Below are 25,521 nucleotides of genomic sequence, written 5' to 3'. Positions count from 1 at the left end.
CGCTATACGCGTTCCAAAACCGTTCAATATGGTGCGCCCGCCAACCTGGCCGCGCCATCATCCATATGGCTGAGCCGCCGCATGACTTTTCCACCAGTCATTGTGGATAAGCCGACTTCCCGGTTTCACCCTGCCTTTCCGGCGCACGCCAGCGAGCGACGCAAATTCGTCCCTGCGGATCTCATTAAGCCGCAGGCTGTATCGCTGCATTTCATGGGGAACCCCCATCCACGCCCGAGACACCCCAGGCAAGGCTAGACGTATCCCCATTTCTATCCACAGGCTGAACCATCCTGTTCGAGCCATCCAGGGCTTAATTCTGTGCAGAAAACGCTTGGGGATATCTTTGTGAACAATACCCCCGTCAAGACCCCTACGCGCCGCTCACGGCGCTCCTGCGCCCGGCCGTTGCCGGTCCTTCAGGATGCCTGTGCCGAAGCCTGAAAAAGCCGATTTTCCCTATGAAAACTCGGCTCTGGCGGGCCGATTCGGGCGATCTGGCCGCAACGCGCAACAAGCCCGCCGGCGGCTCTGCGCTGCCGTAACGTCGCTCGCCAAAATTGTGCAAAACTCCCCTCCCGCAGCCACCGGCCCCGCCCGGAATCTCGTCCTCTCCCCTGGGGCGAAGCAAAGTTCAGCGAAAATTATCCACAAAGTTATCCAGAGGTTGGGCCGGTTTTTGCCGCTGCACAGGATCGGCGTTAGTGCGTGCTTACGCTCGGCCAGGTGAGCCTGTTGAAGCCTGGTTACCGGCCTTGAAAAAACCGCCAGGAAATGGTGCGCCTGATGCACCCCATGCCCCACGCGCTGCAGCCTCCTATGCCGCGCATGGACAGGTCGGGCGCGGCCACCGGACAGTGATAAAGAGGCCGGAATGAAACAACGCCCCAGACCGTTGCCGATCTTGGGGCGTTGTGGCCAGGACCAGGCCTGGCTGACGGGAAATTGGGATTTCCCGATTTAGAGCGGGCGAATGTCGGCCGCTTGAGGTCCTTTCGGACCATCCTTGACTTCGAATTCGACTTCCTGACCCTCGTTCAGGCTGCGGTAGCCGCGGCCCTGGATAGCGGAAAAGTGTGCGAAAACATCGGTTCCGCCCGCATCCGGCGTAATGAAGCCGTAGCCCTTGTCAGCGTTGAACCACTTAACTTTGCCCTTCTGAGCCATTTTCTCTAGCGTCCTGTAAATAACACGAAATGCAATGAATCAAGGACGCCGGGAGAACTGAACGACGGGTAGGGTTACCTGCGTTGCTACTGCGTCCTGGCAGAACCGCTCGGCAGCAGAGCCAGTCCGCGCGCTGCTTGAATCAACTGCGCGACCAGCATACTCACGCCGCATTACCGAGTCATATAGTTGTTTTCCCCAATGTCGTTTTTTTTCACTCGCGGGCCGCAATCCTGCGCTTCTGCAGCAGGGCGTAGACCGGCCCCGTCACCAGCACCACGAACACCATGCGCGTCACGTGAAAAGCCGTCACGATGGGCACGCCAAGCTGCAGCACTTTAGCCGTGATGGCCATTTCGGCGATGCCGCCGGGCGTGGTGCCCAGGATCAGCGTGGGCGCGGGAGCCGCGGACCAGAGCGACAGCAATGCGCCCAGCCCGAAAGCCAGCGCCAGGGCGAGCACGGTGTAGGCCGCCACCACAGCAATAAAACGGGGAGCGGCGCGAAAGAAATCGGGACGGTACCTATCTCCCAAAGACCAGCCGATGAGAAGCTGGCCGGCCTTGGGCACATACTCGGGCAAGGCGGACAATGCCACGTCGTTGGCCGTCAGGGCCATGGCCGCGAACATGGGCCCGAGCACCCAGGGATTGGGAAGATTCCATCGCATGAACAGCATGCCGGCAACGCTGGTAAGCGCCACCAGCAAAGACAGGCCCGCTGCGTCGACGGCGCGTGGTCCGGGAATGGTGGGATCGATGCCTGTCACGCCCCACCACTGGAAAACGAACGGCACCGCCACCACCACCAGCAGCACGCGCACGCTGTGCGCGGTGGCGACCCGGTCAATGCGCGCGCCATGCCGCTCCGCCAGATTGGCCATCTCGCTTGCGCCGCCGATGGCCGAGGCGAACCATGCCGTCTTGAAGTCCGCGTCGGTGAAGCGCAGCAGCAGCGCCGTCCCCAGGAAAGCCAACCCCAGCGCGAACAGCATGCCCACCGCGATGGAGCCGGCATTGACGCCGATGTGGCCCACGACCTGCGGCGTGAAGTAAAGCCCGAGCGAGGTGCCGATGACCCATTGCCCCGCGTTGCGCGCCACCCGCGGACACGCCGTGCCCACGCCGGAGATCCGGGTGGCCGCCGTGGCCAGCAGCGCGCCCAGCATCCAGGGCAAAGGCATGTGGATCCACACCGCCGCCAGCGCGCCCGCAAGCGCAATCAGGAACCCGCCCCCTACTCTCTCGTACATCCGCCGTTGCGCCACGTTGACTTCCACGCGAGCCGATAAGCTCATGAAAAAACGAATTATGAGTTAGTGGGATACTTACGGAAACTTCAGCTGCATCCCGCGTTTCCATAAGCGCCGACCATGATCCGATCCAAACTTCCCGACGTAGGCACCACTATCTTCACCGTCATGAGCCGCCTGGCCATCGAGCACAAGGCCATCAACCTGGGCCAGGGCTTTCCCGATTTCGATCCCGATCCGGCGTTGTGCGCCCTGGTGACCCAGGCCATGGCCCAGGGCCACAACCAGTATCCCTACATGCCCGGCGTCGCGCCGCTGCGCGAAGCCATTGCCGCCAAGGTGCGCAATCTGTACGGCCATGCCTACGATCCCGAAACGGAAATCACCGTGACCAGCGGCGCTACCGAGGCCCTGATGGCCACCGTGCTGGCCGCGGTGAACAGCGGCGATGAAGTCGTCGTCATCGAGCCCTGCTACGACTCCTACCTGCCCGCCATCCGCCTGGCGGGCGGCACCGCCGTGCCGGTGCCGCTGCGCGCGCCCACGCGCGACGATCCCTATTACCGCATCGACTGGCAGCGCGTGCGCGACGCCATCACCTCGCGCACCCGCCTGCTGATGCTGAACTTCCCCCACAATCCCACCGGCGCCGTGCTCGACGAATCCGACCTGGACGCGCTGGAAACCATCGTGCGCGACACCGGCGTGCTGCTGGTGTCCGACGAGGTCTACGAGCACATCGTGTTCGACGGCAAGCCGCACGCCAGCGTCTCCCGCCGCCCGCTGCTGGCCGAGCATGCCTTCGTCATCTCGTCCTTCGGCAAGACGTATCACACCACGGGCTGGAAAATCGGCTATTGCTGCGCTGCGCGCCAGCTCAGCGCGGAGCTGCGTAAAGTGCACCAGTTCATGGTGTTCACCGTGCCCTCTCCCATGCAGCATGCGCTCGCGCAATACATGGAAGATCCGCAGCCGTACCTCGACCTGCCCGCCTTCTACCAGGCCAAGCGCGACCGTCTCGCCCAGGGCCTGGCGCGCACGCGTTTTCGCCCGCTGCCCAGCCCGGGCACCTTCTTTCTGCTGGCCGATTACAGCGATATTTCGCGCCAGAACGAAGCCGACTTCGCGCGCGACCTCACCATCAACCATGGCGTGACGGTGATTCCGGTGTCCGCGTTCTACCGGCAGCCCGATGCGGCGGAATCCAACCACGGCCTGGTGCGATTCTGCTTCGCCAAGAAAGACGAAACGCTGGACGCCGCGCTGGAGAATCTGGCTCGGGTTTGACGCCTGTCCAGGCCCGGCCAAGCCGCATCCACATGGCCATACGACAGTCGCCGCCTGGCTAGATATGAGCCAATACTCATATGAGTATTGGCTCATATTTTTAGCCCGACACTTACTCCCGTTGCGCGTGCTGGAGGATGTTGACCAGATTTCCAGCCGGGTCGCGGACGTAGAAGCGCCGCACGCCCCAGGGTTCCGAGACGGGACCGTATTCGACCGCAATGCCCGCCTTGCGCGCCCGGTCCAGCGCCGCCTGCAAGTCGTCGACTTCGATGGAAAGGTCCGGAACCGGCGTGCCGGAACCGCCTTCGCTGGCGAAACTCAACTGCACCCGCATGGATGCGGCTGCCGCATAGGTACGTAGCCATCCGTGGTCCATGACGACATCCAGTCCCAGGAGTTTTCCGTAGAACGCTTCGACCGAAGCCGGGTCCGCGACGGGAAGGTTAGCGACGATGCGCAGGATCTGCATGAAGACCTCGCACGACTCGGAGAAAAAGCCCAGTGTAGCGGCGCGCCATCGGCCGGCAAAGAAAAAGGGGCGCGGCCCGAGCCTGCGCCCCTTGCGTTTTGCGCACGCCGCGGTCAGGCGGCGGCAACCACCTTCTGCCGGCGCAGGCGCCGCATCAGTTGCGGCACCAGCACGACCAGCGCGGCGGCGATCCACAGGCCCACGGCCACCGGACTGCCGAACAGCACGGAAACATTGCCGTCCGTCATGGACAACGCCCGGCGCAGGTTCTGCTCCATCATGTCGCCCAGCACCACGCCGAGCACCATGGGCGCCATGGGCACGCCCAACTTGCGCAGGAAGTACCCCAGTGTGCCGATGCCCGCCACCAGCAGCAGGTCGAACGAGCCGGCATTGATGGCGTACACCCCGATGTAGCTGATGCACAGAATGCCCGGCACCATGAGCCAGCCCGGCACCGACAGCACCTTGGCGAATACGCGCACCATGGGCACGTTCATGATGAAGAGCAGCACGTTGGCCACGAAGAGCGATGCGATGAGGCCCCACACCAGCTCGGGCTTGGCGTCGAACAGGACCGGCCCGGGAGTGATGTTGTAGAGCGTCAGCGCCCCCATCATCACCGCGGTGGTGCCGGAGCCCGGCACGCCCAGCGTCAGCATGGGCACGAAGGAACCGATGGCCGAAGCGGTAGCCGCGGCTTCCGGCGCGACCAGGCCGCGCATGTCGCCCTTGCCGAACTTGGCTTCCGGATCCTTGGCCTCGATGATGCGCTTTTCCTGCGAATACGCCACCGCGGCGGCCACGCTGGCCCCCGCCCCCGGCAGCACGCCGACGCCAAAGCCTACGAAGGCGCTGCGCACCACGCTCCACCAGGTGAGCGCCAATTCCTTCAGGTTGAAGATCTTGCGGCCGCTGGGCTTGACCTCGACGCTGTGGCCGGCCATGACCTTCTCCAGCATTTCCAGCATTTCGGCCACCGCGAACAGGCCGATGACCACCACCACGAAGTCGATGCCGTCGGCCAGGTGCACGGAGTCGAAGGTGTAGCGGTACACACCGGAGTTGGCGTCCACGCCCACCACCGAAATGCCCAGTCCGATCATGGCGGCCAGCACGCCCTTGACGGGCTGCTTGCCGAGCAGGCTGGTCAGGCAGCAGAAGGCGAAGACCATCAGCACGAAGTACTCGGCCGGGCCGAACGCCAGCGCCCAGCGCGCCAGCAGCGGAGCCAGCACAATGATGCCCACTACCGACACGATGGCGCCGAAGAATGCCGACCAGGCCGACAGCGACAGCGCCACGCTGGCCAGCCCCTGGCGCGCCAGCGGATAGCCATCCAGCGTGGTCATGATGGCGCTGGCTTCGCCCGGCACGTTGAGCAGGATCGACGTGATGCGGCCGCCGTATTCGGCCCCGACATACACCGCCGCCAGCAGGATGAGCGCCGTCTCAGGCGGCAGGTTCATGGCGAACGCGATGGGAATCAGCATGGCCACGCCATTGATCGGCCCCAGGCCCGGCAGCACGCCGACCATGGTGCCGAAGAACGACCCGACGGCGGCCACCAGCAGGTTGGTCCAGGTGAACGCGACCCCGAACCCAACAGACAGATGATCGAAAATGCCGCTCATATCAGGTTCTCCAGAAGACCGCCCGGCAGGACCACGTCCAGCACTTTGTCGAACAGCAGGAAAAAGAACACGCTCATGATGGCGCCGCCCACGGCGCACTTGATCCAGCCGCCGCCGAACAGGCGGCCCACGAAGATCGTCATCACCAGCGTCGCAATAACGAAGCCCAGCCACTGGAACAGGAACGCATAGGCCACCGCGTACAGCACCATCATGGCGATGCGGCTGTTCGCCCCGGCCGGATTGGGCTCGACCGCATTGCCGCCCTTGTAGGCGAGCCGCAGGCCGCACAGGCCGATAATCAATGCGATGAGCAGCGGAAAGGCGCGCGGCCCCACGGGTTCGTAGGCAAAGGGCGCCTCGATGTCCCAGCCGGCCCAGGTCATGAAGGCAGCCAGCGCGAGCGCGGCGATGCCCAGTATCCGATCGTTCATGGTCTTTCTTCCGTGATTGCAGGACCGCGACCTGGCCGCCGCCCTCCGCCGGCGCTGGGCCGGCGGGCGGGGCGTCCTCCCGGGACGCGATCGTTGCGGTAGATACGCCCGCAGGCGCTTACTTGCGGACCAGCCCGAAGGATTCGGCCAGCTCGGTGTACTGCTTGACCTGGTCTTTCACGTAGGCGTCGAGCTCGGGGCCGGTCTTGTCAAAGGGGAACAGGCCCTGCTGTTCGCGCAGCTTGGCGAATTCGGGCGACGCCAGGGCCTTGTTGAACGCATCGACCCAGAACTTGTAGTCGGCATCGGACACCTGCGGCCCCACGTAGAAGCCGCGGATGATAGGCCAGACGATGTCGTAGCCCTGTTCCTTGGCCGTGGGCACCGAGGCCAGCTTGCCCGGCAGGCGCTCGTTGTTGAACACCGCCAGCACGCGGATCGGCGCGCCGCCTTCGAGCATGGTGAAAGCCTCGGCCGCATCGCCCATGTAAGCCTGGATGTGTCCGCCGCGCAGCGCGGTGACGGCCTCGCCGCCGCCCTCGAAGGCAACAAAACGCATTTTCTTGAAATCCACCCCGGCCGCCTTGGCGGTCAGCGCGGCCTTCATCCAGTCCTGGCTGCCCACGGTGCCGCCGGCGCCCAGCACGATCTTGGTGGGATCCTGCTTGAAGGCTTCCATGAGGCTCTTCAGGTCGGTATAGGGCGAATCGTTGCGCACCACGGCCACGCCGTAGTCGCTGCCGATGCCCGCCAGCCAGCGCACGTCATTGACGTTGTACTTGCCGAATTTGCCCTGAGCGAGGTTCAGCAGCGAGCCGCCCGAGAACGCCACGATGGTGCCCGGCTCGTTGGGGTGCTGGGCCACGATGTTGTTGTAGGCCACCGCCCCGATGCCGCCAGGCATGTAGACGATGCGCATGGCGCTCTTGAGGGCGCCGCTATGCTTGAGGCCCTCCGTGGCCAGGCGGCAGGTGAGGTCGAAGCCGCCGCCCGGCTGCGCCGGGGCGATACATTCGGGACGGCGGGGCTCGTCCGCGGCCCTGGCGGCTCCCACGGACAGGGAGAGGGCGCCCAGCGCCGCGATGGCGGCAAGGCGAAACTTCAGGCTGGTCTGCATTCCTGCGGTCTCCAATTATCGGTTTTCTGAACGGGAGGCGCATTGCGCGCCCATGCCCGGCGGACGCAACCGTACCGAATCGAAGCTTTCCAAACCCTTTCAAGCCATGCCGATTTTCTGATGCGTTGCAATATCCGGTTCCGATCCTAGGGTAAACACCAGGGCCGCGCGCAGCCCGGGACCGGGCTGGCGGTTTTCCAGCATCAGTTCGGCACCGAGTATCTGGCATATCGTTCCCACGATGGCCAGGCCCAGGCCGGCGCCGGACTTGTTCTTGCCCGAGGCGCCCCGGCGGAAGCGGACGCAGGCCTGGGCGATATCCTGGGCCGACATGCCCGGCCCGGCGTCTTCGACCACCAGCGCCGCCCGGCCCGGCCCGGACTCGACCCGCACCGTCACCTCGCCGCCTTCCGGGGTATAGCGGATGGCGTTGTCCACCAGATTGCTGACCGCTTCCCGCAACAGCCATTCCGCCCCGCTCACGATCACGGGGCTGTCCGCGCCTTCCAGCCCCAGATCCACCTGCCTGGCCCGGATGGATGGCAAATGGGTACGGATCACCGCGTCCGCCAGCTCGGACAGGTCCACCGGTTCGGGGGTAAAGCCGCCTTCGGTCATGGAAGCGTCCTTGGCGCGCGCCAGGGCCAGCATCTGGTTGGTGGTGCGCACGGCCCTGTCCAGGCCCTCCTGCATCGCCAGGAGGGCCGTACGGACCTCCTGGGGGTCGGTTTCGCGCAGGGCGTAGGCGGTCTGGGTCCGCAAAACCGATAAAGGCGTGCGCAATTGGTGCGAGGCGTCGTCCAGGAACTGCCGCTGGACCCTCGCCTGGGCCGCAAAACGGTCCATGTGGCGATTGATGGCCGAGATGAGGGGCAGGACCTCACCCGGCATGTCAAACGCGCTGACAGGGCTTAAATCGTCCGAGGAGCGCCCTTCCACCTCCTCGCGCAGCCGCTCCAGGGGGCGCAAGGCCATGAAGACGCCCAAAATCACCGCGAGCACGCTGATGACGATCATGGCTACGTCGCGCTCCACCGAGCGCCACAACGCCCGGTTGATGAACGCGTCCCGGGTTTCCAGCCCCTCCGCCACCTGCACTATTACCCGGCCCCCTTTATTGGCGTAGAGCGGCGGATCCATCGGCCGCGCCAACGCCGCCACCCGCACCGGCGTGCCCAGGTAAGTGGAATCGAAGAACTGGGGTTCGCCCGACACCAGCGGGCGGCTGGGCAGCGGCAGGCCCGGGCTGCCGATCTCGGCCAGCCCGTCCTCGGTCGCTACCCGGTAATACACGTTGCCGTTGGCCGTGAGCTCGAAAAATTCCAGCATCAGGTAGGGCTGCTCCATGGCCAGGCCGCCGCTGGCTGTGGATATGTTGTGGTCGATGGCGCGCAGCGCTCCGGCAAGTGAGCGGTCGTAGGCCATGTCGACCTGGTTGCGCAGTTGCTGGTTCGACAGCCAGAGCGCCGCGGCCATGAGCAGCACCAGGGTGGGAATCAGCCACCACAGAAGCTGGGTCTTGAGGGTGCGCGCGCGCTTTTTTTCCGGACTACGGGTTTTCAACAGCGTTCTCCAGGCTGTAACCCATGCCTCGCATCGTCACGATTTGTACCCCGGTATCGGCCAGCTTCTTGCGCAGACGGTGGACTGCCACTTCGATGGCCTCCAGGTTGATGTCGGCGTCGTCCGTCACGATGCGGTCGAGAATCTGCTGTTTATTGATGGGTTCGCCGCTCTTCTGGATGAGCACGCGCAGTACCGAATGCTCGCGTGGCGACAACTGCAAGGGCACGCCGCGCACCGTGAATTTTTGCCCGGCCGTATCGAAAACGAGGTTGCCCAGGGTGAGCCGCGGGTGCTCCCTGCCGCGGCTGCGCCGGATAAGGGCGATCAGCCGCGCCTCCAATTCTTCCAGGACAAAAGGTTTGGGCAGGAAGTCGTCCGCGCCTTCATGAAGGGTTCCGATCCGTTCGGCCAGCGAATCGCGCGCGGTCAGGACCAGCACCGGCGTACGGTCGTCCCGCGCGCGAATCTTCGCCAGCAAAGAATGGCCATCCATGCCGGGCAGTCCCAGATCCAGGATGACGGCATCGAATTCTTCCATGGCCAATCTTCTTTCGGCCAGCAGCCCGTCATCTGCCCATTCCACAACGAAGCCCGCGTGCCGGGCCAGGCTGCGCGAAAGCCAGCGGGCAAGTTCGGCTTCGTCTTCGATCAGCAGGATACGCATGGGCGGGGTTCCCCGGGGTATGGATGGCTGGGATGGGAGAGCATGTTTGTCTTTTCCCTTTATTTCTCTGTATATAAAGACTAATGATTAATAAGGGCTGTGGATAACTACCTTAACCCTGAAAACCCGTTTTTTTTCATAAGCTTGCGGCCGAAATTCGCTGTGCAAGAACTCTGTGTGGGGAAAAGGCCGAAGTTGAACAAGATTTTGGACCCGGGTCAAAATGCCTGCTTGTTCAACTTGCCTCCACAAGCTGTGCACAACTGGCCGCCCTAGTAGTTATCCACAGGGCGCGCCATGGGTTTAGCCGCTTTCCGGCGCCATGTTGCGGCTTGCCGGCGCGGGCGGCGGGGGTTGCCGCCCGGGTGAAAACCGGCGCATGCGCGGCAGGGTCTGGCCTTAGAATTCCGGCCATGCCTACACAAATCCGAATCCGAAAACCGCTCTGGGTGCTGTGGCTGCGCACCCGCCTCCTGGCCGACAACCTGCCGGTCACGCTGTGCGCCGCCGCCGTGATGGGCTTGTTGGGCGCCCTGGCCACCGTGGTATTCCGCGAAATGCTGGCCTGGGGGCAGATCCTGCTGGGCGGCAGCGGAGAGGCGCATGGCATGGTGCAGCTGGCCCGCAACTTCGGGCCCTGGGAGCGCCTGCTGCTGCCCGCCATCGGGGGCGTGATCGCGGGCCTGATCCTGCAATCCGCCGCCCGGTGGCTGCCGCGGCGCGGCGCGGCCGACTATATGGAAGCCATTTCCGTGGGCCGCGGCGTCATCGGGTTCCGGCAGACCGTGGCGCGCAGCCTCTCCTCGCTCTTCTCGATCGGGTCGGGCGCATCCATCGGCCGCGAAGGCCCCATGGTGCAGCTGGCCGCCATGTTTTCCTCGCTCTGCGGCAGGTTCCTCATCCTGCCGCCCCGCCACCTGCGCCTGCTGGTCGCCTGCGGCGCCACCGCCGGCATCACCTCCGCCTACAACGCGCCCATCGCCGGCGCGATCTTCATCTCGGAAATCGTCTATGGCGCGATCTCGTCCGTGACCTTGGTCCCGTTGATCGTTTCTTCCGTGGTCGCCAACATCGTCACACGCCAGATCCTGCACTACGACGCCGTCTTCCACATGCCGCCCTTCGATTTCGTCTCGGGCTGGGAAGTGGTGAACTACCTGGGCCTGGGCCTCATCGCCGGCCTGGTCGCCCCGCAATTCCTGCGGTTCCTGGACTTCGCCCGCGCCCTCTTCCACAGATTGCCCTTTCCGTTGTGGGCGCGCATGGCGCTGGGCGGCCTGATCGTGGGAGCCATCTCGGTCTACAACCCCGAGGTCTGGGGCAATGGCTACAGCGTGGTCAACAGCATGCTGCACACCGACTGGGCCTGGCAGGCCGTGGCCGCCATCCTGGTGCTGAAAATCATCGCCACCGGCGCCAGCGCCGGCTCCGGCGCGGTCGGCGGCGTGTTCACCCCCACCCTGTTCGTAGGCGCGGCGCTGGGCGCGTTGTACGCCATGGGCCTGCACGCCCTGCTTCCCACCGGCGACCTGTCGGCCGTGTCCAGCTACGCCGTGGTTGGCATGGGGGCGCTGCTCGCCGCCACCACCTATGCGCCTCTCATGTCCATACTCATGATCTTCGAAATGACGCTGAGCTACGAAGTCATGCTGCCGCTGATGCTGGCCTGCATCACCGGCTACGTCATCGCGCGCCAGATCCGCCCCGCATCGGTATATGAGAAATCCCTGGCCAGCAACCGCCGCGCGCGGGAAAAGTTCGGCGCGCGGCAGTTCTCGCGGGGGGCGTGGTAAGCCGAAAAGCCGGTTCTACGCGCGGAGCCGCAGGGCTGATAAATTGCGAGCAAACGCTTGGTATGAGTAAATAATCGCTTTTTATTCTGCGCGTCTGTGTATCAAACGCAGTCCGGAGATCGTGCCCGGTTCCATTTCCAGCACATGAGCCTGCCCGGCTTTCACCCGCGCTGCATAGTCGTCGTGCAGGGGCCCCGGTTCCACGCCGAGGCTGGCGACGCAGGGGCCATAGGCTTCGGCCACGAGCCCCTCGATGGCGGGAACGTCGGCGGCGGGGCGGATGCGGGCGGGCATGGGTTGGGCATCACTTCCCGATGCAGAAGTGGCGTTTTCGCCGCATGTCGTTGATTTTCAAAGTACTCATGGCGGTCCCGCAACGCGCTTGGACCTATTCTTGGACCCAAATACCAAGCGTGTCCCTTTGTAGCGGCGAATGGCCTGTCTTGGACGCTCCTCGCTCTGCTTGTTCCCGGTGCAACGTGTCAGCGGACAACCTGATCTGAGGCAGCGAACCCGGCCATCGACGTTCAGCAACGTCCAATGCGCTGCAGCGTGCTCATTTTCCCACCTCCTGATCCGGAGCACCAAGGATGTTGCACCCTGCTTCAGCCCGAAAAAACGGGAGGCGCGCAGTTCGGATTGATGGCTGCGGCAGCGGTGATGTCGGGGTGAGATGGCGGCTCCTTTGGCCAGTTGGCCGATACCGACAGGAGCCTCACCATGCCACACCAAACTTCAGACATCATCACCCCGAAAGCTCTGTTGCTCGATGAGCGGCTGACGCCGCTGGAGCGCAACGCCTGGCTGACTTTCCGTGCGCTGGCCAGCAGCGACGGCACCGTGGTCCTCAGCTACGACGCGCTACGCAAATACCTGCCCAGCGCACCGGGCTGCAAGCGGGCGGCCCTTGAAACCGTGTCCAAGGCTGTGCTGTGCCTGCGGCTGTCCACGTGGATTGCGCTGGTCGAATACCGCCGCAATCCGATGACCGGCTTCTCGATGGCCAGCCGCTACGCGGTACGGAATCAGCCCCTCGCGTTCGACGAGGCCTGCCTGGAGGACGAGGATTACCTGCCCCTGCTGGAACGGGCGCTCGGCCATGCCAGTGCGACGATTCGCCAGTTGGCGCAGTCCATTCTCGATGAGGCCATGCGCCATCCGGACAGGTTGGAAAAGCTGCCTGCAACGATGCAAGAGCGGATCAGGCGCCTGCAGCAGCATGACGATGACCATGATCCGGGCAATCCTGGTGGCTCAACTGCGCGCGATGCCCTCGTTCCCGAAGCCAGCAGCGGCATTCCGAAACCCGTTCCGGCATCTGCAGCAACAGTACGTACTGTAGAAAAAGAAGTATTAAAAGAAGTACGTACGTACCGCTCACCACCCGAAGTGCAGGGATCTGGGCCGTATGTGCCGGCCCGCTTCCGGCAACTGCCACAGGATCAGCAACGGGTTCTCACCGCGCGTCTCAGGGGCTTGCCTCCGGAGCAACGCCTGGCGGTACTGGCCGAGTGGGACGTGCGCTGCGAATCAGGTGGTGTGCACAACGCCATCGCCTACCTCTACGGGTTGATCAAGAAGGCCGTGGAAGGCGTCTTCAAGCTCTGGGCGGCGCGCAAATCCGCCCCGCAGCAGACACCCGTGCAGGCCGTCAGCAACAGCCAGCATGGCTCGCCGCCTGCCCCTTCTCCATCGTCCAGCAACCAAGCTGCAAAACCTGCGTCGCGCGAGGTGGCGCAACGGCATCTGGATCAGATCCGGCGCATGCTGAAGACGCCATCGCTGCCCATCGGGCAGATCATCGGGTGCATGGCTGGCAGCGAAATGCTGCCAACAGCCCTGGGAAACACGCCTGCTGCTGCACGGCTGGGGTCCCTGGGCTCGGCATGAGACAGATAGGGCCGTCACTGCCCGCCGCAGTGACGGCCCGGCGAACTGCAGCAACAATGCGGGTTGGCGCGGCATCGCATTGATGGCGGCGCACATGACGATGCCCCGGGACACTGGCCCAGCAACAACCTGCCGGTGGGTATGAACACCGGAACCCTGGCGCAGGTTCCTGCAAGCGCCGACCCGGCTCGCCGGACGGAACCATCCCTGGCACACCCCGGCTCGCTCTGTGTGCCGCCCTACCGATGGGCAGAGCCTTCCTCATCCTCGGCGTGGTTCGTCCCGCCATCGTCGCAATACACATCCGGCGCTCCAGCCACTCGTCGCGGGTCGCCCGACCTCGCGCGGTCTGTCAGCTCGTTTCCACCACTCCACAGGAGGTACCTATCCCAGCACATCGCGTTGTCGTCCCTTGCAACTCTTCCGCCCGGCCTTCCCACAGGAAGCAAGGCGGACGCCTCATTCGAGGCCACAGGTGAACTGAGCACCTGGCCCTTGCCCTTCGGGGATCTCGCCTTGGCGAGTTGGCAAAAACACTGACCGTTCGCTTCTCAGCCCCGACAACCGACGAAACAACATCGCAATGGACGACCTGACCTACACCCTGCGCCAGCTTTGCCAGCGCAACCGCGACGGCAGCCACGCCACCCAGGCCGACCGGCAGCGCTCACTGAGCCTGGCCGCACGCCAACTGCGCGAAGCAGGCTTCCGCCAGATGCGGGCGACCTCGCTCAAGGGCAAGCACGTCGAAGCCCTGTTGCAGCGCTGGCAAGCCGAAGGCCTGTCGGCCGGCACACTGAAGAACCGCATGGCTCACCTGCGCTGGTGGGCCGAGAAGGTCGGCAAGGCAGGCATCCTGCCAGCGGACAACACCAAGCTGGGCATTCCCGAGCGGCGCTATGTGACCGGCGAAAGCAAGGCCAAGGAACTGGGCGACGGACTGGACAGGATCACCGATCCACACGTTCGCATGAGCCTGCGTCTGCAAGCGGCCTTCGGTCTGCGGCGAGAGGAATCCATCAAGTTCCAGCCCCGCTATGCCGACCGTGGCGATCACATCGCCATCAAAGGCTCATGGGCCAAGGGCGGGCGCGACCGGACGGTACCGATCACGACACCGGAGCAGCGGACGGTGCTGGACGAAGCACACCGGCTGACAGGGTTGGGCTCGCTGATCCCTGCGAACAAGACCTACATCCAGCAGCGGCACGTCTACGACGGGCAATGCAAGGCGGCAGGGTTGAGCAACATGCACGGACTGCGGCATCGGTACGCGCAGATGCGGTATGAGGTGCTGACGGGATGGAAGGCACCGGCGGCGGGTGGGCCTTCAGTCAGGGCATTAAGCCCAACACAACGTATGGAAGACAGCCGTGCTCGCCAAACCATCAGCCGTGAGGTGGGACACGAGCGCGTTCAAATCACTGCCATCTACCTCGGTAGCTAGGTCAGGCAGTATGAGCCCCCTGGCCTATATACACAGCCGTCCACCGGCTCAATCTGCAGGCCCAACAAACGTATTCAGCGCCGTTGCAATCCTCTTGCGTCGCTCAAGCAAGAAAGCCTTGTAGCTTTCCACTTCCAGCAGCGATGCCTCGACCGGGATGCACTGTGCTGCGAACGCTGGCTCGCCAAGCTGGTCCACCAGCGGGGGCAGGTAAACCGCCGGGGCCTTGTCGCTGATCGCGCGATTCGTCTTGCCGCCGATGAAGGCCAGATTGGCGATGTCATCCGCCTCGCGGGCAGTGAAGCTGGTCTTCAATACGGCTTTGGGAAAGATGTGATGGAACTGCAAGCGATGCTGGGCGCCCGAATGATCCAGAGCAATGGCCAGATGGCTGCGCCAATCTTTCGCACCGGCAGCGCGGAAAGCCAGGAACATGGTCTTGAACAGCGCGCTGCGCTGGTTGCGGCCTTCTAGCTCCTCCGCGGTAATGTCCAGGCGGCCGAACTGCAGGCGCAGCCGGTCAATCAGCTCGCTCACCGCTCCGCCCTGACGAATACTTGCCAAATCCTGATCCAGAATGGTTTCGCTGGAGCCTCGGGAGAAGCGGCCTTTGGCATTGGCCATCAGCGCCCAATAGCGCAGTTGGCGGGCCTCATTGTTGCTCAGCGCATAGTTGCGGTTGTGTCCGAAATACGCCAGCACCACCAGCAGGAAGGGCGACGACAGCAGCGCCGGGCTATCGATGCCCAGATTGCTACGCAGGAAGTTGAGCGCGAATTCCATGCCCTCGCAGGCTTCTTTCCACGCCTTCTGCAGCTTCTCCACACTCAGGCTACCCACGATCTGGAAACGCGATTGACCGGTGGCAAACGCCATCAGGTTCTTCAGGTGCAAACCGAGATCGAGGTCAAAGCCCGTCTTGGCACAGGCCTTCTGAAAATCCTGGAACGTCTGCAGCGAGTGCCGCCACTTGGCGGTGATCTGCGCCAGAGCCAAGTCGGAACTGCGCAGCTTGGCTCCCAGTGAATTGACCCGGACGAAGATTTCCGTGACCTCATCGTAGGAAAGCGTCCGTTCCAGTACATCCATCCGATAAACGTACTTGCGGATGCCACGTAGCCGGGCCAGGCGCTGGCTGTACTTCTCATAACGAGGATCGTCAAAACCACTGATGCCCGCACGTTTGAGGAACGGCGCATCGTTGTCGGTCTTGAACACTTCCGACACTTTCACCCAATGCGGCAACTGCTCCAGCTTCCTCGTGGCCACCACGAAAGTCATCTTGTTGAAGCGCTTGAGCAGTTCGTCCTCGGTCGAGTCCGTCTCATCGCCAATCAGTTCGCTATCGTCGTCAACATCGTCCTCGTCGTCGCCGTTCTCTTCCACTTCGGTCACGACCGCCAACTGGTCGGGATGTTCCAAGTTGAACAGCAAGTCGATCGGCCGACGACGGCCGCGTACCGATACTGGCTCGCCGCGAATGACGGCAGAGAGCGATGTCAGACGCTGCTGACCATCCAGCAGAAGCCGCGTGCTCTGGTAAGGATTCGTGCTCTGGCTGACCGCGAAATCCTGCAGCGGCACAGCTTCATCCGTTTCCCAAAGCAGGATTGCGCCCGATGGGTAGCCGCGGTACAGCGAATCCAGCAGATCGCGCACTCGCGTGGAGCGCCACACATACTGGCGCTGCATCTCTGGCAAGCGCAGTTCGCCCCGCTCGATCATTGATACCAGCTCTTCGACGCTTGCTTCGGCCTTGGCCATGTTTTTCCTTCGATCAGGCACCGAGCAGGAAGCGCTCGCGGTGCCACTGTAAATAATGCCGGTGCTCCCTGGTCAGCCAGCGCAACGTCATTCCCGAATGAATGCCAAGCCCAGGCAGATCGCTTTGGGACAGGCGGGCGCTGGTCAGCAAATGTCCGGTATCGTCGAAGCTGATCAGAAAGCGGTCGAACAGCGCATCGAGATTGGCCACCAGCAGAAAGCCGTTGAAGGCATCCAGCCGCTCGGCGTCGTCGGCGCATTCGGCCCAGGGTTTGGCATGGCTAGCGCGCAGTGCCTCGGTCACGGTGACGCCGGTCACCGCGCAGGCACCCCCCCAGTAGGTCAGCAAGGCATCGCGGTAACGCGCCTGCCCCACGCGCTGGCGCACCAGGCGTTCGACTTCCGTGCCCCGGTTCTCGACAGGCAGTGCCTCCACAGCCTGCGCGACGGCCGTGTGGTAGTCGCGCACGGCCTGATTCGGCAAGGCCTGCGACAAACTGGCCGTGCGACGCAGGAGAGCCGCCAAATCGGGCAGGGTCGGCACACAAAACACGTCATCAGCTCCGGCCCGCGGTTGGAAACTACGCAACAGTTCCGGCAGCAGCGCGGGCGTAGCCGGTTGAAGGCGCAAGCCGAAGCCATCGGCCGATGCCGTCACTACCGCCTGGCTGCGATGACGGGCCGAAGCCAGTGTCACCGCATCGCCTGCCGGAGATAGCACGTGCTCGAAGCCATTGTCGTGGCCGGCTTTTTCGATGAGGGTGCGTTGCAGTGGGTTCATGCCATCGTTGCCTGTTCGGCACCCAAGCGCTTACGGAAAAGAAGTCCGTCCACGCTCTCTGTTGAGAGCCTGTGCCGCTCATAAATCTGGAGTGATTCAGGTGGTTCAGTTGAAGTGGTAACGATGTATTGCAACGAGTCTCCACCTTTTTTTGCGACATGTTCGAGCAGGGCCCAGAGTATGTCTTCGCTCATCTCCGCTTCGCGGGGAGAATCGTGCAATAGAAACCCGGGATGGAAGCTTTGCTCCTGAGTGCTATCGAGCAAGCAGGCCACATCACCTGCGAGAATCTCCAGAACTTTGTAGGTGGTCGAGTGTCTCGGCCCCATTCGAAAGGGGTGATTGCGGTGTTCTTCTTGATCGTTGAAAACGCCCCACGTGAAGGAAGGCAGTGATCTGGCAACAGCCATCATGGCGTCGCTGATTGCCTGGCGGCGCCCCGCTACCATCTGGCGCTGTTGTTCGAGCTGTAGCTTCAACTGATTGCAACGACGCCGATGTTCATCCAGCTTGCGTTGTAACGCATCCATTTCGGTTGATTGTGACTTTCCAGAGGCAAGGCTTTCATAATATTCGTAGCTCTCGATAGCCTCCGTGAGCAGCTGATCAGCCACCATTGCTTGGGCGTACCTCTGGTCCATATCAGCACTTCTTCCATCAATAGCGGCAAGTGCTTTATCCAGCGGTGCCATCTCGTCAATCAGCCCATTCCGGCGGCGGCGCAGCGCAACCAGACTGCGCTCAAGGGATTCTTTGTTTTGCTGATAACTCAAGGTGCGCTGCTTTCGGTCAATCTGAACCAGTTCGATGCGCTGAGTAACATAGTGACACTCCTTGAGCAGGCGATTTCCTGCGTCGCAATGCTTGGAGAGATTCTTTTGCAGTGATGCTGCTTCGTTTTGCAACGCCTCTAACCGCTCGATATCGCCAGCAATCAACGCTTCTACCTGGGCTATTTCATTGGCAATGACGTCTAGATTGCCTTTCAGCGGGGCACGCTTTTCCAGCAAGGACTGGCGTTCGTGTACAAGTGCCTTTCGCTCTTCCTCGATTGATCGCAGTTCCTGCTGATAGGCTTCGTGGCGTTGCCTGGCGATACCAATCAAGTTGGGATGCTCGATCAATCCTTCCTGCCGGAAGGGTGTATTGATTGGCGCTTCAAGGCGGTTGGCCAATTGCCGGCGCACATGGTTCAGCAAACGCGTAGGTTCCTCTCGCAGTTGCTCCAGTCTCGCCTTATGGGTTTCTACCGCTTTTGCTGCGCTATCCAGATCACGCAGCGTCGTGGCGTCGTGCAGCATACCTAATACGATCTGTATGAGAGCCAATGGCGACTTCGCCGGCAAACTGAACCGGACACCTTCCGCACGCCATTGGAAGTAATGCTGGTATCGGGCGTTCTGGTCACGGGAGCACCAGGCCAGAATGTGGTGCCATTCAATAGGCTGCCCGGAGCCAGGCAACTCCTGAACCGGCAAGGTTTCGACAAAATGCTGTCGCAGTGCATTCTGGTAAGCGTGGTATTCGTTCTCAGCGTTACCTGCGGCCAGCTGCCGCCAATCCGCATGACGGGAAGCGCGGTACATCTTCTGGTGTCGCCACGGCTTCAAGACTGTCCATACTTCCCCGCCAATATGCACACGGGCGGCAACAGCCCCCTCCTTCAAATCCTCGCTTTGCAGCAGTTCATCGCGCAAGGCTGACCCCTCGGACCAGAGGGGGTCATCCAGTGCGAACCGCAGCAATTGGCAAAAAGCGGTTTTTCCCACGCCATGCCCAGAGCTGCCTTTTCCTGGTGGCGATACGATCAGGTTGAGGCCGCGGTGCAGCGGTATTTCGCGCAAGGGTTCATCCGCTGTCAGTGACTCCAGCAGCCACAACGTCTCTACCCATAGGCGAGGCTTTGTAGAAAATGGTTCTGGCATACCGACAGCGTTCATCCCTTATCCCCTTTTTTGCAGACCTTCCGTTTGCATGGGCGTTTCTGGTGCGGCCAATGCCTGCTCCAAAGCCAACTCCTGTTGTTTCCTTGCCTCAATCAAGGCGCTGGCAAGCGATGCCGTACGACTGTCGCCCAGCACCTGTGCCAGACCTTTCGCATCACGGATAGACAGAGGTTCTGTGGTCGGCACCCCCAACAGGCTGCGCAGCCAGGCACAGATATGTGACCACCGCTCGTTCTTGATCGGCTTCAGCCACTCACTCAGAAGCTCCCTGTGCGGAATATGCTCCGGCAAGTCTGTCAGCAGAATCTGGCGCAGGCGAACATCATCGCAAGTACCTGTCTGAAGGAGAATGTCGCAGACTAAACCCGCGAGCCAGTCTTCAGCTTCGGTAGCGGGTGTGTAGCCCGCTGCATAGGTACGGAATGGCGTGCTCGGGCGAGCAGGTTGGGCTTGCGGAATGATGGCCGGGGGTGCTTGTTCCAAGCGCTCCCAAGCCTCCAGCACCAGCCGTCGCGTGCGGTATTCGCCATACTCACGAATTTCTTTTTCCTTGAGAACGCGGAAGGTTTCACTGGGGTAGTCTTCGCCCATGACGTCGGTGGGATCGAGGATATAGCGTAGTTCCTCCTCGGTGAGGCCGTAGAGTTTGGCGTAGTACTGATCTAATTGACCACGGAGATAGGCGCGACGGTCTGGATCACAGGGGAATGGGACCAGCGGCGAGCGACGGATGGCGTCGGGAGTACCAAGCTTCCAATCGCCATTTTCCGTTTTCCATCCACCTATCAACTCCTCGGCCCAGGGTTGCAGATCCCAGGCTGTGTAGGTCAGCTCCAGCACACGCGGGACGATGAAGTCGAGGTCAGCCTCGGTGTAGTGTTCGGGTGGCAGGATAGGAAACTGCTTCAAGTAGCCATACGTCAGGTGTGTACCGCCCACCTTCACGCGAGCGCAGTAATCAAGCACCAGTGAGCACAGATTGCCCAGCAGGCAGGCCGCCAATTGAGCATTTGCGGTCGTGGTGAACAACGGCATGGTATGGCCCACCCCCACCAACGGCACCGCCGACGCAATCACCGTCCGCTCATTGGTCGCATTGGTGATATCTCGCCAACCCATCAGCCACTGTGGGCAGGCGGCCTGCAACCAGCGTTCGGCGAGGGCGAGCACGGCCTGCTCGTCTGCCAATGGCTCATCCGGTGCGGGTAGATGGCAGTAATCAGCAGCCAATCTCAGCATGGCTTCTTCAATCTGCGGATCAATGGCAATCCAGCCGGTGGCGTTGCGTGCCCCTTCTGTGTAGCGCACCACTTCCGGTTCGGGCGCACCGGGCAAGTAGTCGTCATTGAGTGGTTGCAGCACGGTGGGGTTATTGCCACATAGCCCCAAGGACCACGGCGAGACCTGTTGCGCATACGGATGCTGTTTGACGAAACCTTGCCAGGCCGGGTAAAGGCGCAGGCCGGGATGGGTCTGGCGTTGTTCGGCCAGGTAGCGCCCGAACAGCAACTGGGTGACACACAGCACGGTGGCCTGGGGGTTGCCGTCCTTGAGGGCCTTCATCAAGCCTTCGGGCAGGCGGGCGACGCGCAGCCAGACTTCGCGGGCTTGCACCCAGTAGCGCGGGGTGACGGTGAAAGCCGGGTCGGCCTTTTCCGCCGGCGTGACATCACGGCTGTTGCCGTCCGGTGTGTAGGTGGCCCAGCGGTGGTCGAACTGGTGGATCAGTTTGGCCTCGTACAGCGGCAGGCGATCGGCAGCTGGCTCGTCCTTGAACAGGTGGCTTGCGCTGGTCATGTTGAATAGACCTTGCGAGAACGTAATGCCCCACGGGTTTTGCGCGGGTTCCACCACCTTGGCCTGCTTGCCCTCGCCTGCGATCACGGCATCGCGCATCAGCACCGGGGCGGCGCGGTAGAGCTTCTTGGTCAGTTCCGCGTCGCGCTCGCTGCGGAACACCGGGCAGGTGAGCGTGTTGGGGTTGATGAGACGGAATTCGTCGGGCGTGAGGGTGAAGCGACGGCGCGGGTCGGCCAGTTGGCTGACCTGGGTGGCGAAGCAGACGAATTCGGCCTGGTCCGCTGCGCCCAGGGTGAGCAGGCAGAACTTCATGCGGCTATCGACGGCGGGGAACAGCTTTTCGCGGTTCTCGATGTCGTACAGGCTGACCAGCCGCCGGTTCTGGGTGATGTGCCCGAAGTAGGCTTTGGTGCTGTCGTCGGTGGCGATGCCGGTGGGCACGACGAAGCCGGCGCGGCCACTGTCGGCATGGATTTGCAGGATGGTTTCGGCAAACAAGGGATAGGTGTTGAGCTTGCCAACAGCCGTCAGCGGAAAGCGTCCCGATTCCCGATAGAAGTTGTTGGCGGCCGCAATCCGTTGGCTTTCTTTGACAAACTCATCCCACAAACGCGGATCGGTTTCAGGCAGTGCAGCAATGGCTTGTTTGCGCGCATCGCCCGCCAGTTCTGCAATGTGCTGTGCTCGCGTGGCGAAGAATTCCTCCTCGCCCATCTGCGACACCTCCCACGGCGGATTGCCCAGCACACAGTCGAAGCCGCCCTGCGCAAACACCTGCGGGAAGGCCAGCGGCCAGTGGAACACGCGCGCCTGTTCGCAGGCCGCGCGTGCGGCGGCGATGGGCGCGGCGTGCTCGGTCTGGGCGCGTTGCGGGTCGGTCAGCAGCGCATGCAGGGTGATGCTGGTGGGCACGGTTTCTGCCGTGTCCTCCGTCTTGGGCAGCAGGTAGGCGCCCACCAGCGCATCGGCGGCGTGGGCGAGCGGGCTGTGGGCGGAGTCTTCCAGAAAGCGGCGCCAGGCCTGTTCCTTGGCGGCCACCTGCTCCGGGGTGTCGGCGGGCAGGGTTTCGATGGCGCGCAGGGCATCGAGGCCGCTGCAGTTGTCCACGCTCAGCAGCATCTGCTTGCCTTGCAGGTCCCTGGCAATCTGCTTGAGACCGGCGGCGTTGGCCTTGGCCAGTACCTTGCAGGCGTCCTTGTCGTCGCCGCTCAAGGGCTTGAAGGCATCCTTGGCGATACCTTGCTCGAGCACGTTCAGGTCGGTCAGACCCAGCAGGGCGTCGCCCACTTGCAGGTGGTGGTCGAGAAAGCCCAGCGGGCGGCCTTCCTCGTAGCCTTCCAGCCACAGCGCCATGCGCGCCAGTTCGATGGCCATGGGGTTGCGGTCCACCCCGTAGATGCAGCGGGCCACCACTTCGCGCAGGGCATGGCGGTAGTCCTGCGGCTGGATGGCGCCTTCCTGGCCACCTTCCAGGCTGCGCAACTGGGCCAGTTTTTCCGCCAGCCGGCGAGCGGCGGCGAGCAGGAAGTGGCCACTGCCACAGGCCGGGTCGATGACGCGGATGGCCAGTAGCGCCTCGGTGGGGTTGGCCGGGTTGGCTGCCAGACGCTGTTCGATGACGGGGTCGAGCGCGCTCCTGATCAGCTCCTGCACCAGGCTGTCGGGGGTGTAGTAGCTGCCGGTGAGCTTGCGGGCGTTGCCGGCGGTGCTGCCTTCCTCGGTGCGGCCGACGAAGCCGAAGGTGCGGGCGGGCAGGTCGATGGCGGGCACCAGTTCCAGCAGGCTTTCGTAGACACTGCCCAGCTCTTCCGGGCCCATGTTGCGGTAGTCCACCGGCACCAGGCTTTGCGCGCCGGTCGGCTTGGCCCAGCGCAGGTGCTGCAGGGCGGCCAGCAGGTGGGCGTTGTCCAGGCTGGCGGCATCCAGATCTGGGCATTGCGCGGGAGCGAACAGGCCGCCCAGGGCGGGCAAGGCCAGACGCGGCTCGCCTTGTGCCAGGCCACGGAAGACGATGCGGATGGCCTGCCACTGGTCGTCGTGCCGGGTGCGGGCACGGCGTTTGAGGCACAGCTCGCGCAGGCGGGCCAGGGCATAGCCTTCGGCATAGGCGCGGCGGGCGGTTTGTGCTTCGGCGCTATCGTCCTGCGGATGCAGCAGGCCGCGCTCTTCCACGGTGAAGACGAAGATGAGCCGGTAGACCAGGCGCAGCAGTTGTTGGAAAAAGGCGTCCTTGCTGAGTGTGCCGTCATGCAGGGCGGTGCGCAGGGCGTGGTTGTCGGGGTGTTGCAGGAAGCCCTGACCGAAGGTCAGCAGCGCCTGCTCGACGCCATCGCGCAGGCCATCGCGTACGCGGGTGCCTTCCTGCTGGCCTTCGCTGCGCCATTGTTCCCAGATGCACGCCATAGCGCCCTGGCCGAGGCGGAATGCGCGACTGGCATGCAGTAGACGCCAAACGTTGGCGAATTCGGCATAACGCTGGCCACCCAGAAGGTCGGCCAGATCGACTTCGAGAAAGCTGGGGCGGGTAAGGCTGGCCGCGTCGCGCAGCAGGCGCAGTTGCTTGCCGTTGCTGACGATGCCCCATTGCAGCGGTTCGCTGGCGTTGAGCAGTTCCTGCATGGCCTGGAACGGGGCTTTCCTGCGGTTGCCGCCGCCCTGCACGGCAAATCGTGCGTCGGCCTCGTCCAGGCCCAGGGTGTGTGGTGCCACCAGGACAGGCAAGCTGCCTGCCATCAGGCTGACCGGGTAGCTCAGTTCGCCCACTGGCTGTGCTGCCGTGGCTTGCAAGGTGGTGTAGCCAAAGGCGTCGCGCAACAGTTCGTGGACGAAAGCGGTGGTGAGCTGCGCGGCATCGACGTCGGCGCGTTCCATCTGCGCGGCAAAGTGCTGCCATTGGGCGCAGGCGATCTGGAAAGCGCGGCTGTATTCGTCCTTGAGCTTGACGCCTTTGGGGGTGCCGTAGTCGGCCTCGCTCTGGGCACTGGCGCGGCCCTGAGCGGCTTTTTCCAGTTGGTCGGGCAGGAACAGGCCACCTTCGAGCTTGAGGGTGGGCAGGTTGAGCGTGGCCTGGGTTTTGCGGATGCGTTTCATGATTTGGTCTCCCCCAGAATTTCCCAATGGCCAGCCTTGGTCGGGCCAACGTGGCGCAGCCTGCCCTGTTTCTTCAGTTGCTCCAGGTGATAGCGAACGCCCTTTTCCGTGATGCCGATTTTTTGGGCAAGGTCTTTGGCGGTGCTGGCCGGTGTCAATTGCAGGTGGTGCAGGATTTTTTGCGCTGTTGAAAGCCCTGCCAGTGCATCGGAAGGGGCAGTTTCTGTACTGGTTTCTCTACCAGTCTTGGCGTTTTCTCTGCTAGTTTTCAGAGTTTCTGTACTGGTTTCTCTACTAGTATCAACGGTTTCTGTACTGGTTTCTGCACCAACCTCCAGCGCCGATGGCCGCTTGAAGCGGGTAATGAACAGCCCGCCGATTTCGATGAAGCTGGCATCCGGGGCGTTTTCCAGAATCAACGGCACCCCTCGGCCCCAGGCTTCCACCAGATGAATGCGGCGCAGCAGCTCTGCGATTTTCGGGTTGCGGCGGCGGGAGACGTTGCCCTGGCGTATCTCGTCAAAGGTCAGGTTGCCGTAGAGGCTGCCGGGGCTGCGGATTTCCAGGCGATCCTTGAACACGGCAACCTGCACAAAGTCGGGGTCGCGCCAGTCGCGGTGGCAAAAGGCGTTGACCAGCGCTTCGCGGATGGCCTTGAGGGGGATTTCTGGCACGTCCACGCGGCGCAAGCCTTCCAGCCGCATGCCGATGTGGATGTTTTTGAGGGCGTATTTTTCGGCTTCTTCGATCAGTTCGAGGATATCGCCGTCGAAATCATGACGGTCGATGATGGTGGAGCTGGTGGTGGTGGCAAATACCGCGCAGCGCAACTGGATGGGCTGGTGGGCAAAAAACAGTTTGGCGGCGTTGATGGGCGCACCCTGGCGCAACAGGTCGAGCTTTTCCAGGGCGTTGGCGACGCTGTCTGGCGGCAGGCCGGCGCGTGCAAGGAAGCGGCTGATTTTTTCGGGGTTCAATTGTTCCAGCGCCAGGCCGCTGGGTTCGTTTTCCCAGCGCAGCGCATCCTGGTTGCTTTGCAGGATGAGGTTTTTCAGTTCGCTGGCACTGAGTTTTTTATCTTCATCGGCCACCCGCATGTAGGCACGGCCATAGGCCAGATAAGGCTGCTGCCAGCCCTCGGCCTTGATTTGCAGGCAATGCTTACCCTCAATGAGCTGCTGGGTGATTTGTGGATAGATAGCGGGTTCGATATGCGCGGCAATGGCCTGGGAGACATCACGCAGGGTTTTTTCGTTGATCTCCAGCCCCACGGCTTTACCGTTTGGCGCAATGCCGAACCACAGTTCGCCCTGGCCGTGCTTGTTGAGCATGGCGGTCAGCGAAACCAGCCCCTGTTTCAGTTCGGCCAGAGACTTTTTGAGCTCGGTGGTTTCGGTCTCTGTCATGGGCGGCTCGT

General features: G+C 62.8%; 18 protein-coding genes. 4 read left to right on the top strand and 14 right to left on the bottom strand.

Features of this window, described 5'->3' with window-relative positions:
* Positions 1-960: 960 nt before the first annotated feature.
* Together NGJ44_RS05165 and NGJ44_RS05160 are read right to left on the bottom strand one after the other, a co-directional pair.
* Entirely contained in the window at positions 961-1,167 is a 207-nt protein-coding gene (locus NGJ44_RS05165) for a cold-shock protein (RefSeq protein ID WP_053244408.1), read from the bottom strand.
* A 214-nt stretch (positions 1,168-1,381) separates the two neighbouring features.
* Positions 1,382-2,419 carry an AbrB family transcriptional regulator gene (locus NGJ44_RS05160; RefSeq protein WP_502802107.1) on the bottom strand — a complete coding sequence of 346 codons (1,038 nt, stop codon included), beginning with the start codon at positions 2,417-2,419 and terminating at the stop codon, positions 1,382-1,384.
* A 120-nt stretch (positions 2,420-2,539) separates the two neighbouring features.
* Here NGJ44_RS05160 and NGJ44_RS05155 point away from each other — a divergent pair, with 120 nt between their 5' ends.
* On the top strand, positions 2,540-3,706 hold the full coding sequence (locus NGJ44_RS05155; RefSeq protein ID WP_251863294.1) for a pyridoxal phosphate-dependent aminotransferase: 1,167 nt from the start codon (positions 2,540-2,542) through the stop codon (positions 3,704-3,706).
* A 112-nt stretch (positions 3,707-3,818) separates the two neighbouring features.
* On the opposite strand, the gene NGJ44_RS05150 is transcribed toward NGJ44_RS05155, so the two are convergent.
* The 6 genes from NGJ44_RS05150 to NGJ44_RS05125 form a co-directional block, all read right to left on the bottom strand.
* On the bottom strand, positions 3,819-4,178 hold the full coding sequence (locus tag NGJ44_RS05150) for a VOC family protein (RefSeq protein ID WP_251863293.1): 360 nt from the start codon (positions 4,176-4,178) through the stop codon (positions 3,819-3,821).
* Positions 4,179-4,291: 113 nt separating this feature from the next.
* Positions 4,292-5,812 (bottom strand): tripartite tricarboxylate transporter permease, encoded by a 1,521-nt coding sequence (locus NGJ44_RS05145; RefSeq protein WP_251863292.1) that lies wholly within the window; start codon positions 5,810-5,812, stop codon positions 4,292-4,294.
* Positions 5,809-6,246, bottom strand: a complete 438-nt coding sequence (locus NGJ44_RS05140; RefSeq protein WP_053244404.1) for a tripartite tricarboxylate transporter TctB family protein — start codon at positions 6,244-6,246, stop codon at positions 5,809-5,811. The genes NGJ44_RS05145 and NGJ44_RS05140 overlap by 4 nt, the downstream gene beginning before the upstream one ends.
* A gap of 118 nt (positions 6,247-6,364) precedes the next feature.
* On the bottom strand, positions 6,365-7,363 hold the full coding sequence (locus NGJ44_RS05135) for a Bug family tripartite tricarboxylate transporter substrate binding protein (protein ID WP_053244403.1): 999 nt from the start codon (positions 7,361-7,363) through the stop codon (positions 6,365-6,367).
* A 99-nt stretch (positions 7,364-7,462) separates the two neighbouring features.
* A complete protein-coding gene (locus tag NGJ44_RS05130; RefSeq protein WP_251863291.1) occupies positions 7,463-8,926 on the bottom strand; it encodes a sensor histidine kinase in 1,464 nt (487 codons plus the stop codon).
* Complete coding sequence (locus NGJ44_RS05125) at positions 8,913-9,593, bottom strand: response regulator (protein WP_251863290.1); 681 nt, start codon at positions 9,591-9,593, stop codon at positions 8,913-8,915. Before NGJ44_RS05125 ends, NGJ44_RS05130 begins: the two co-directional genes overlap by 14 nt.
* Before the next feature lie 413 nt (positions 9,594-10,006).
* On the opposite strand from NGJ44_RS05125, the gene NGJ44_RS05120 reads away from it, so the two are divergent.
* On the top strand, positions 10,007-11,386 hold the full coding sequence (locus NGJ44_RS05120) for a ClcB-like voltage-gated chloride channel protein (RefSeq protein ID WP_053244402.1): 1,380 nt from the start codon (positions 10,007-10,009) through the stop codon (positions 11,384-11,386).
* 81 nt (positions 11,387-11,467) lie between these two features.
* On the opposite strand, the gene NGJ44_RS05115 is transcribed toward NGJ44_RS05120, so the two are convergent.
* On the bottom strand, positions 11,468-11,680 hold the full coding sequence (locus NGJ44_RS05115; RefSeq protein WP_251863289.1) for a hypothetical protein: 213 nt from the start codon (positions 11,678-11,680) through the stop codon (positions 11,468-11,470).
* Between the two features lie 426 nt (positions 11,681-12,106).
* Here NGJ44_RS05115 and NGJ44_RS05110 point away from each other — a divergent pair, with 426 nt between their 5' ends.
* A complete protein-coding gene (locus tag NGJ44_RS05110) occupies positions 12,107-13,276 on the top strand; it encodes an STY4528 family pathogenicity island replication protein (RefSeq protein ID WP_074856691.1) in 1,170 nt (389 codons plus the stop codon).
* Between the two features lie 583 nt (positions 13,277-13,859).
* Positions 13,860-14,723 (top strand): phage integrase N-terminal domain-containing protein, encoded by an 864-nt coding sequence (locus tag NGJ44_RS05105; protein WP_074856694.1) that lies wholly within the window; start codon positions 13,860-13,862, stop codon positions 14,721-14,723.
* A gap of 48 nt (positions 14,724-14,771) precedes the next feature.
* Here NGJ44_RS05105 and NGJ44_RS05100 read toward each other — a convergent pair whose 3' ends face one another.
* Genes NGJ44_RS05100 through NGJ44_RS05080 form a run of 5 tightly spaced genes read right to left on the bottom strand, consistent with a single transcriptional unit; the run spans position 14,772 to position 25,510 of the window.
* Positions 14,772-16,487, bottom strand: coding sequence for a DUF262 domain-containing protein (locus NGJ44_RS05100; protein ID WP_074856697.1), 1,716 nt, complete (start codon positions 16,485-16,487; stop codon positions 14,772-14,774).
* Positions 16,488-16,500: 13 nt separating this feature from the next.
* Complete coding sequence (locus NGJ44_RS05095) at positions 16,501-17,268, bottom strand: HNH endonuclease (RefSeq protein WP_155712844.1); 768 nt, start codon at positions 17,266-17,268, stop codon at positions 16,501-16,503.
* Positions 17,265-19,208, bottom strand: a complete 1,944-nt coding sequence (locus NGJ44_RS05090; protein ID WP_074856700.1) for a coiled-coil domain-containing protein — start codon at positions 19,206-19,208, stop codon at positions 17,265-17,267. Before NGJ44_RS05090 ends, NGJ44_RS05095 begins: the two co-directional genes overlap by 4 nt.
* Before the next feature lie 3 nt (positions 19,209-19,211).
* Entirely contained in the window at positions 19,212-24,104 is a 4,893-nt protein-coding gene (locus tag NGJ44_RS05085; protein ID WP_223084750.1) for an Eco57I restriction-modification methylase domain-containing protein, read from the bottom strand.
* The gene (locus NGJ44_RS05080) at positions 24,101-25,510 is read right to left on the bottom strand and encodes an ATP-binding protein (RefSeq protein WP_196494984.1); all 1,410 of its coding nucleotides are present in this window, start codon (positions 25,508-25,510) and stop codon (positions 24,101-24,103) included. The genes NGJ44_RS05085 and NGJ44_RS05080 overlap by 4 nt, the downstream gene beginning before the upstream one ends.
* Positions 25,511-25,521: the final 11 nt, after the last annotated feature.

The sequence above is a fragment of the Achromobacter sp. Marseille-Q4962 genome, from assembly GCF_943737005.1.
Taxonomy (GTDB): domain Bacteria; phylum Pseudomonadota; class Gammaproteobacteria; order Burkholderiales; family Burkholderiaceae_B; genus Achromobacter.
The sequence above is the reverse complement of the archived record's forward strand: the minus strand, read 5'-3'. Positions and strand labels throughout refer to the sequence as shown.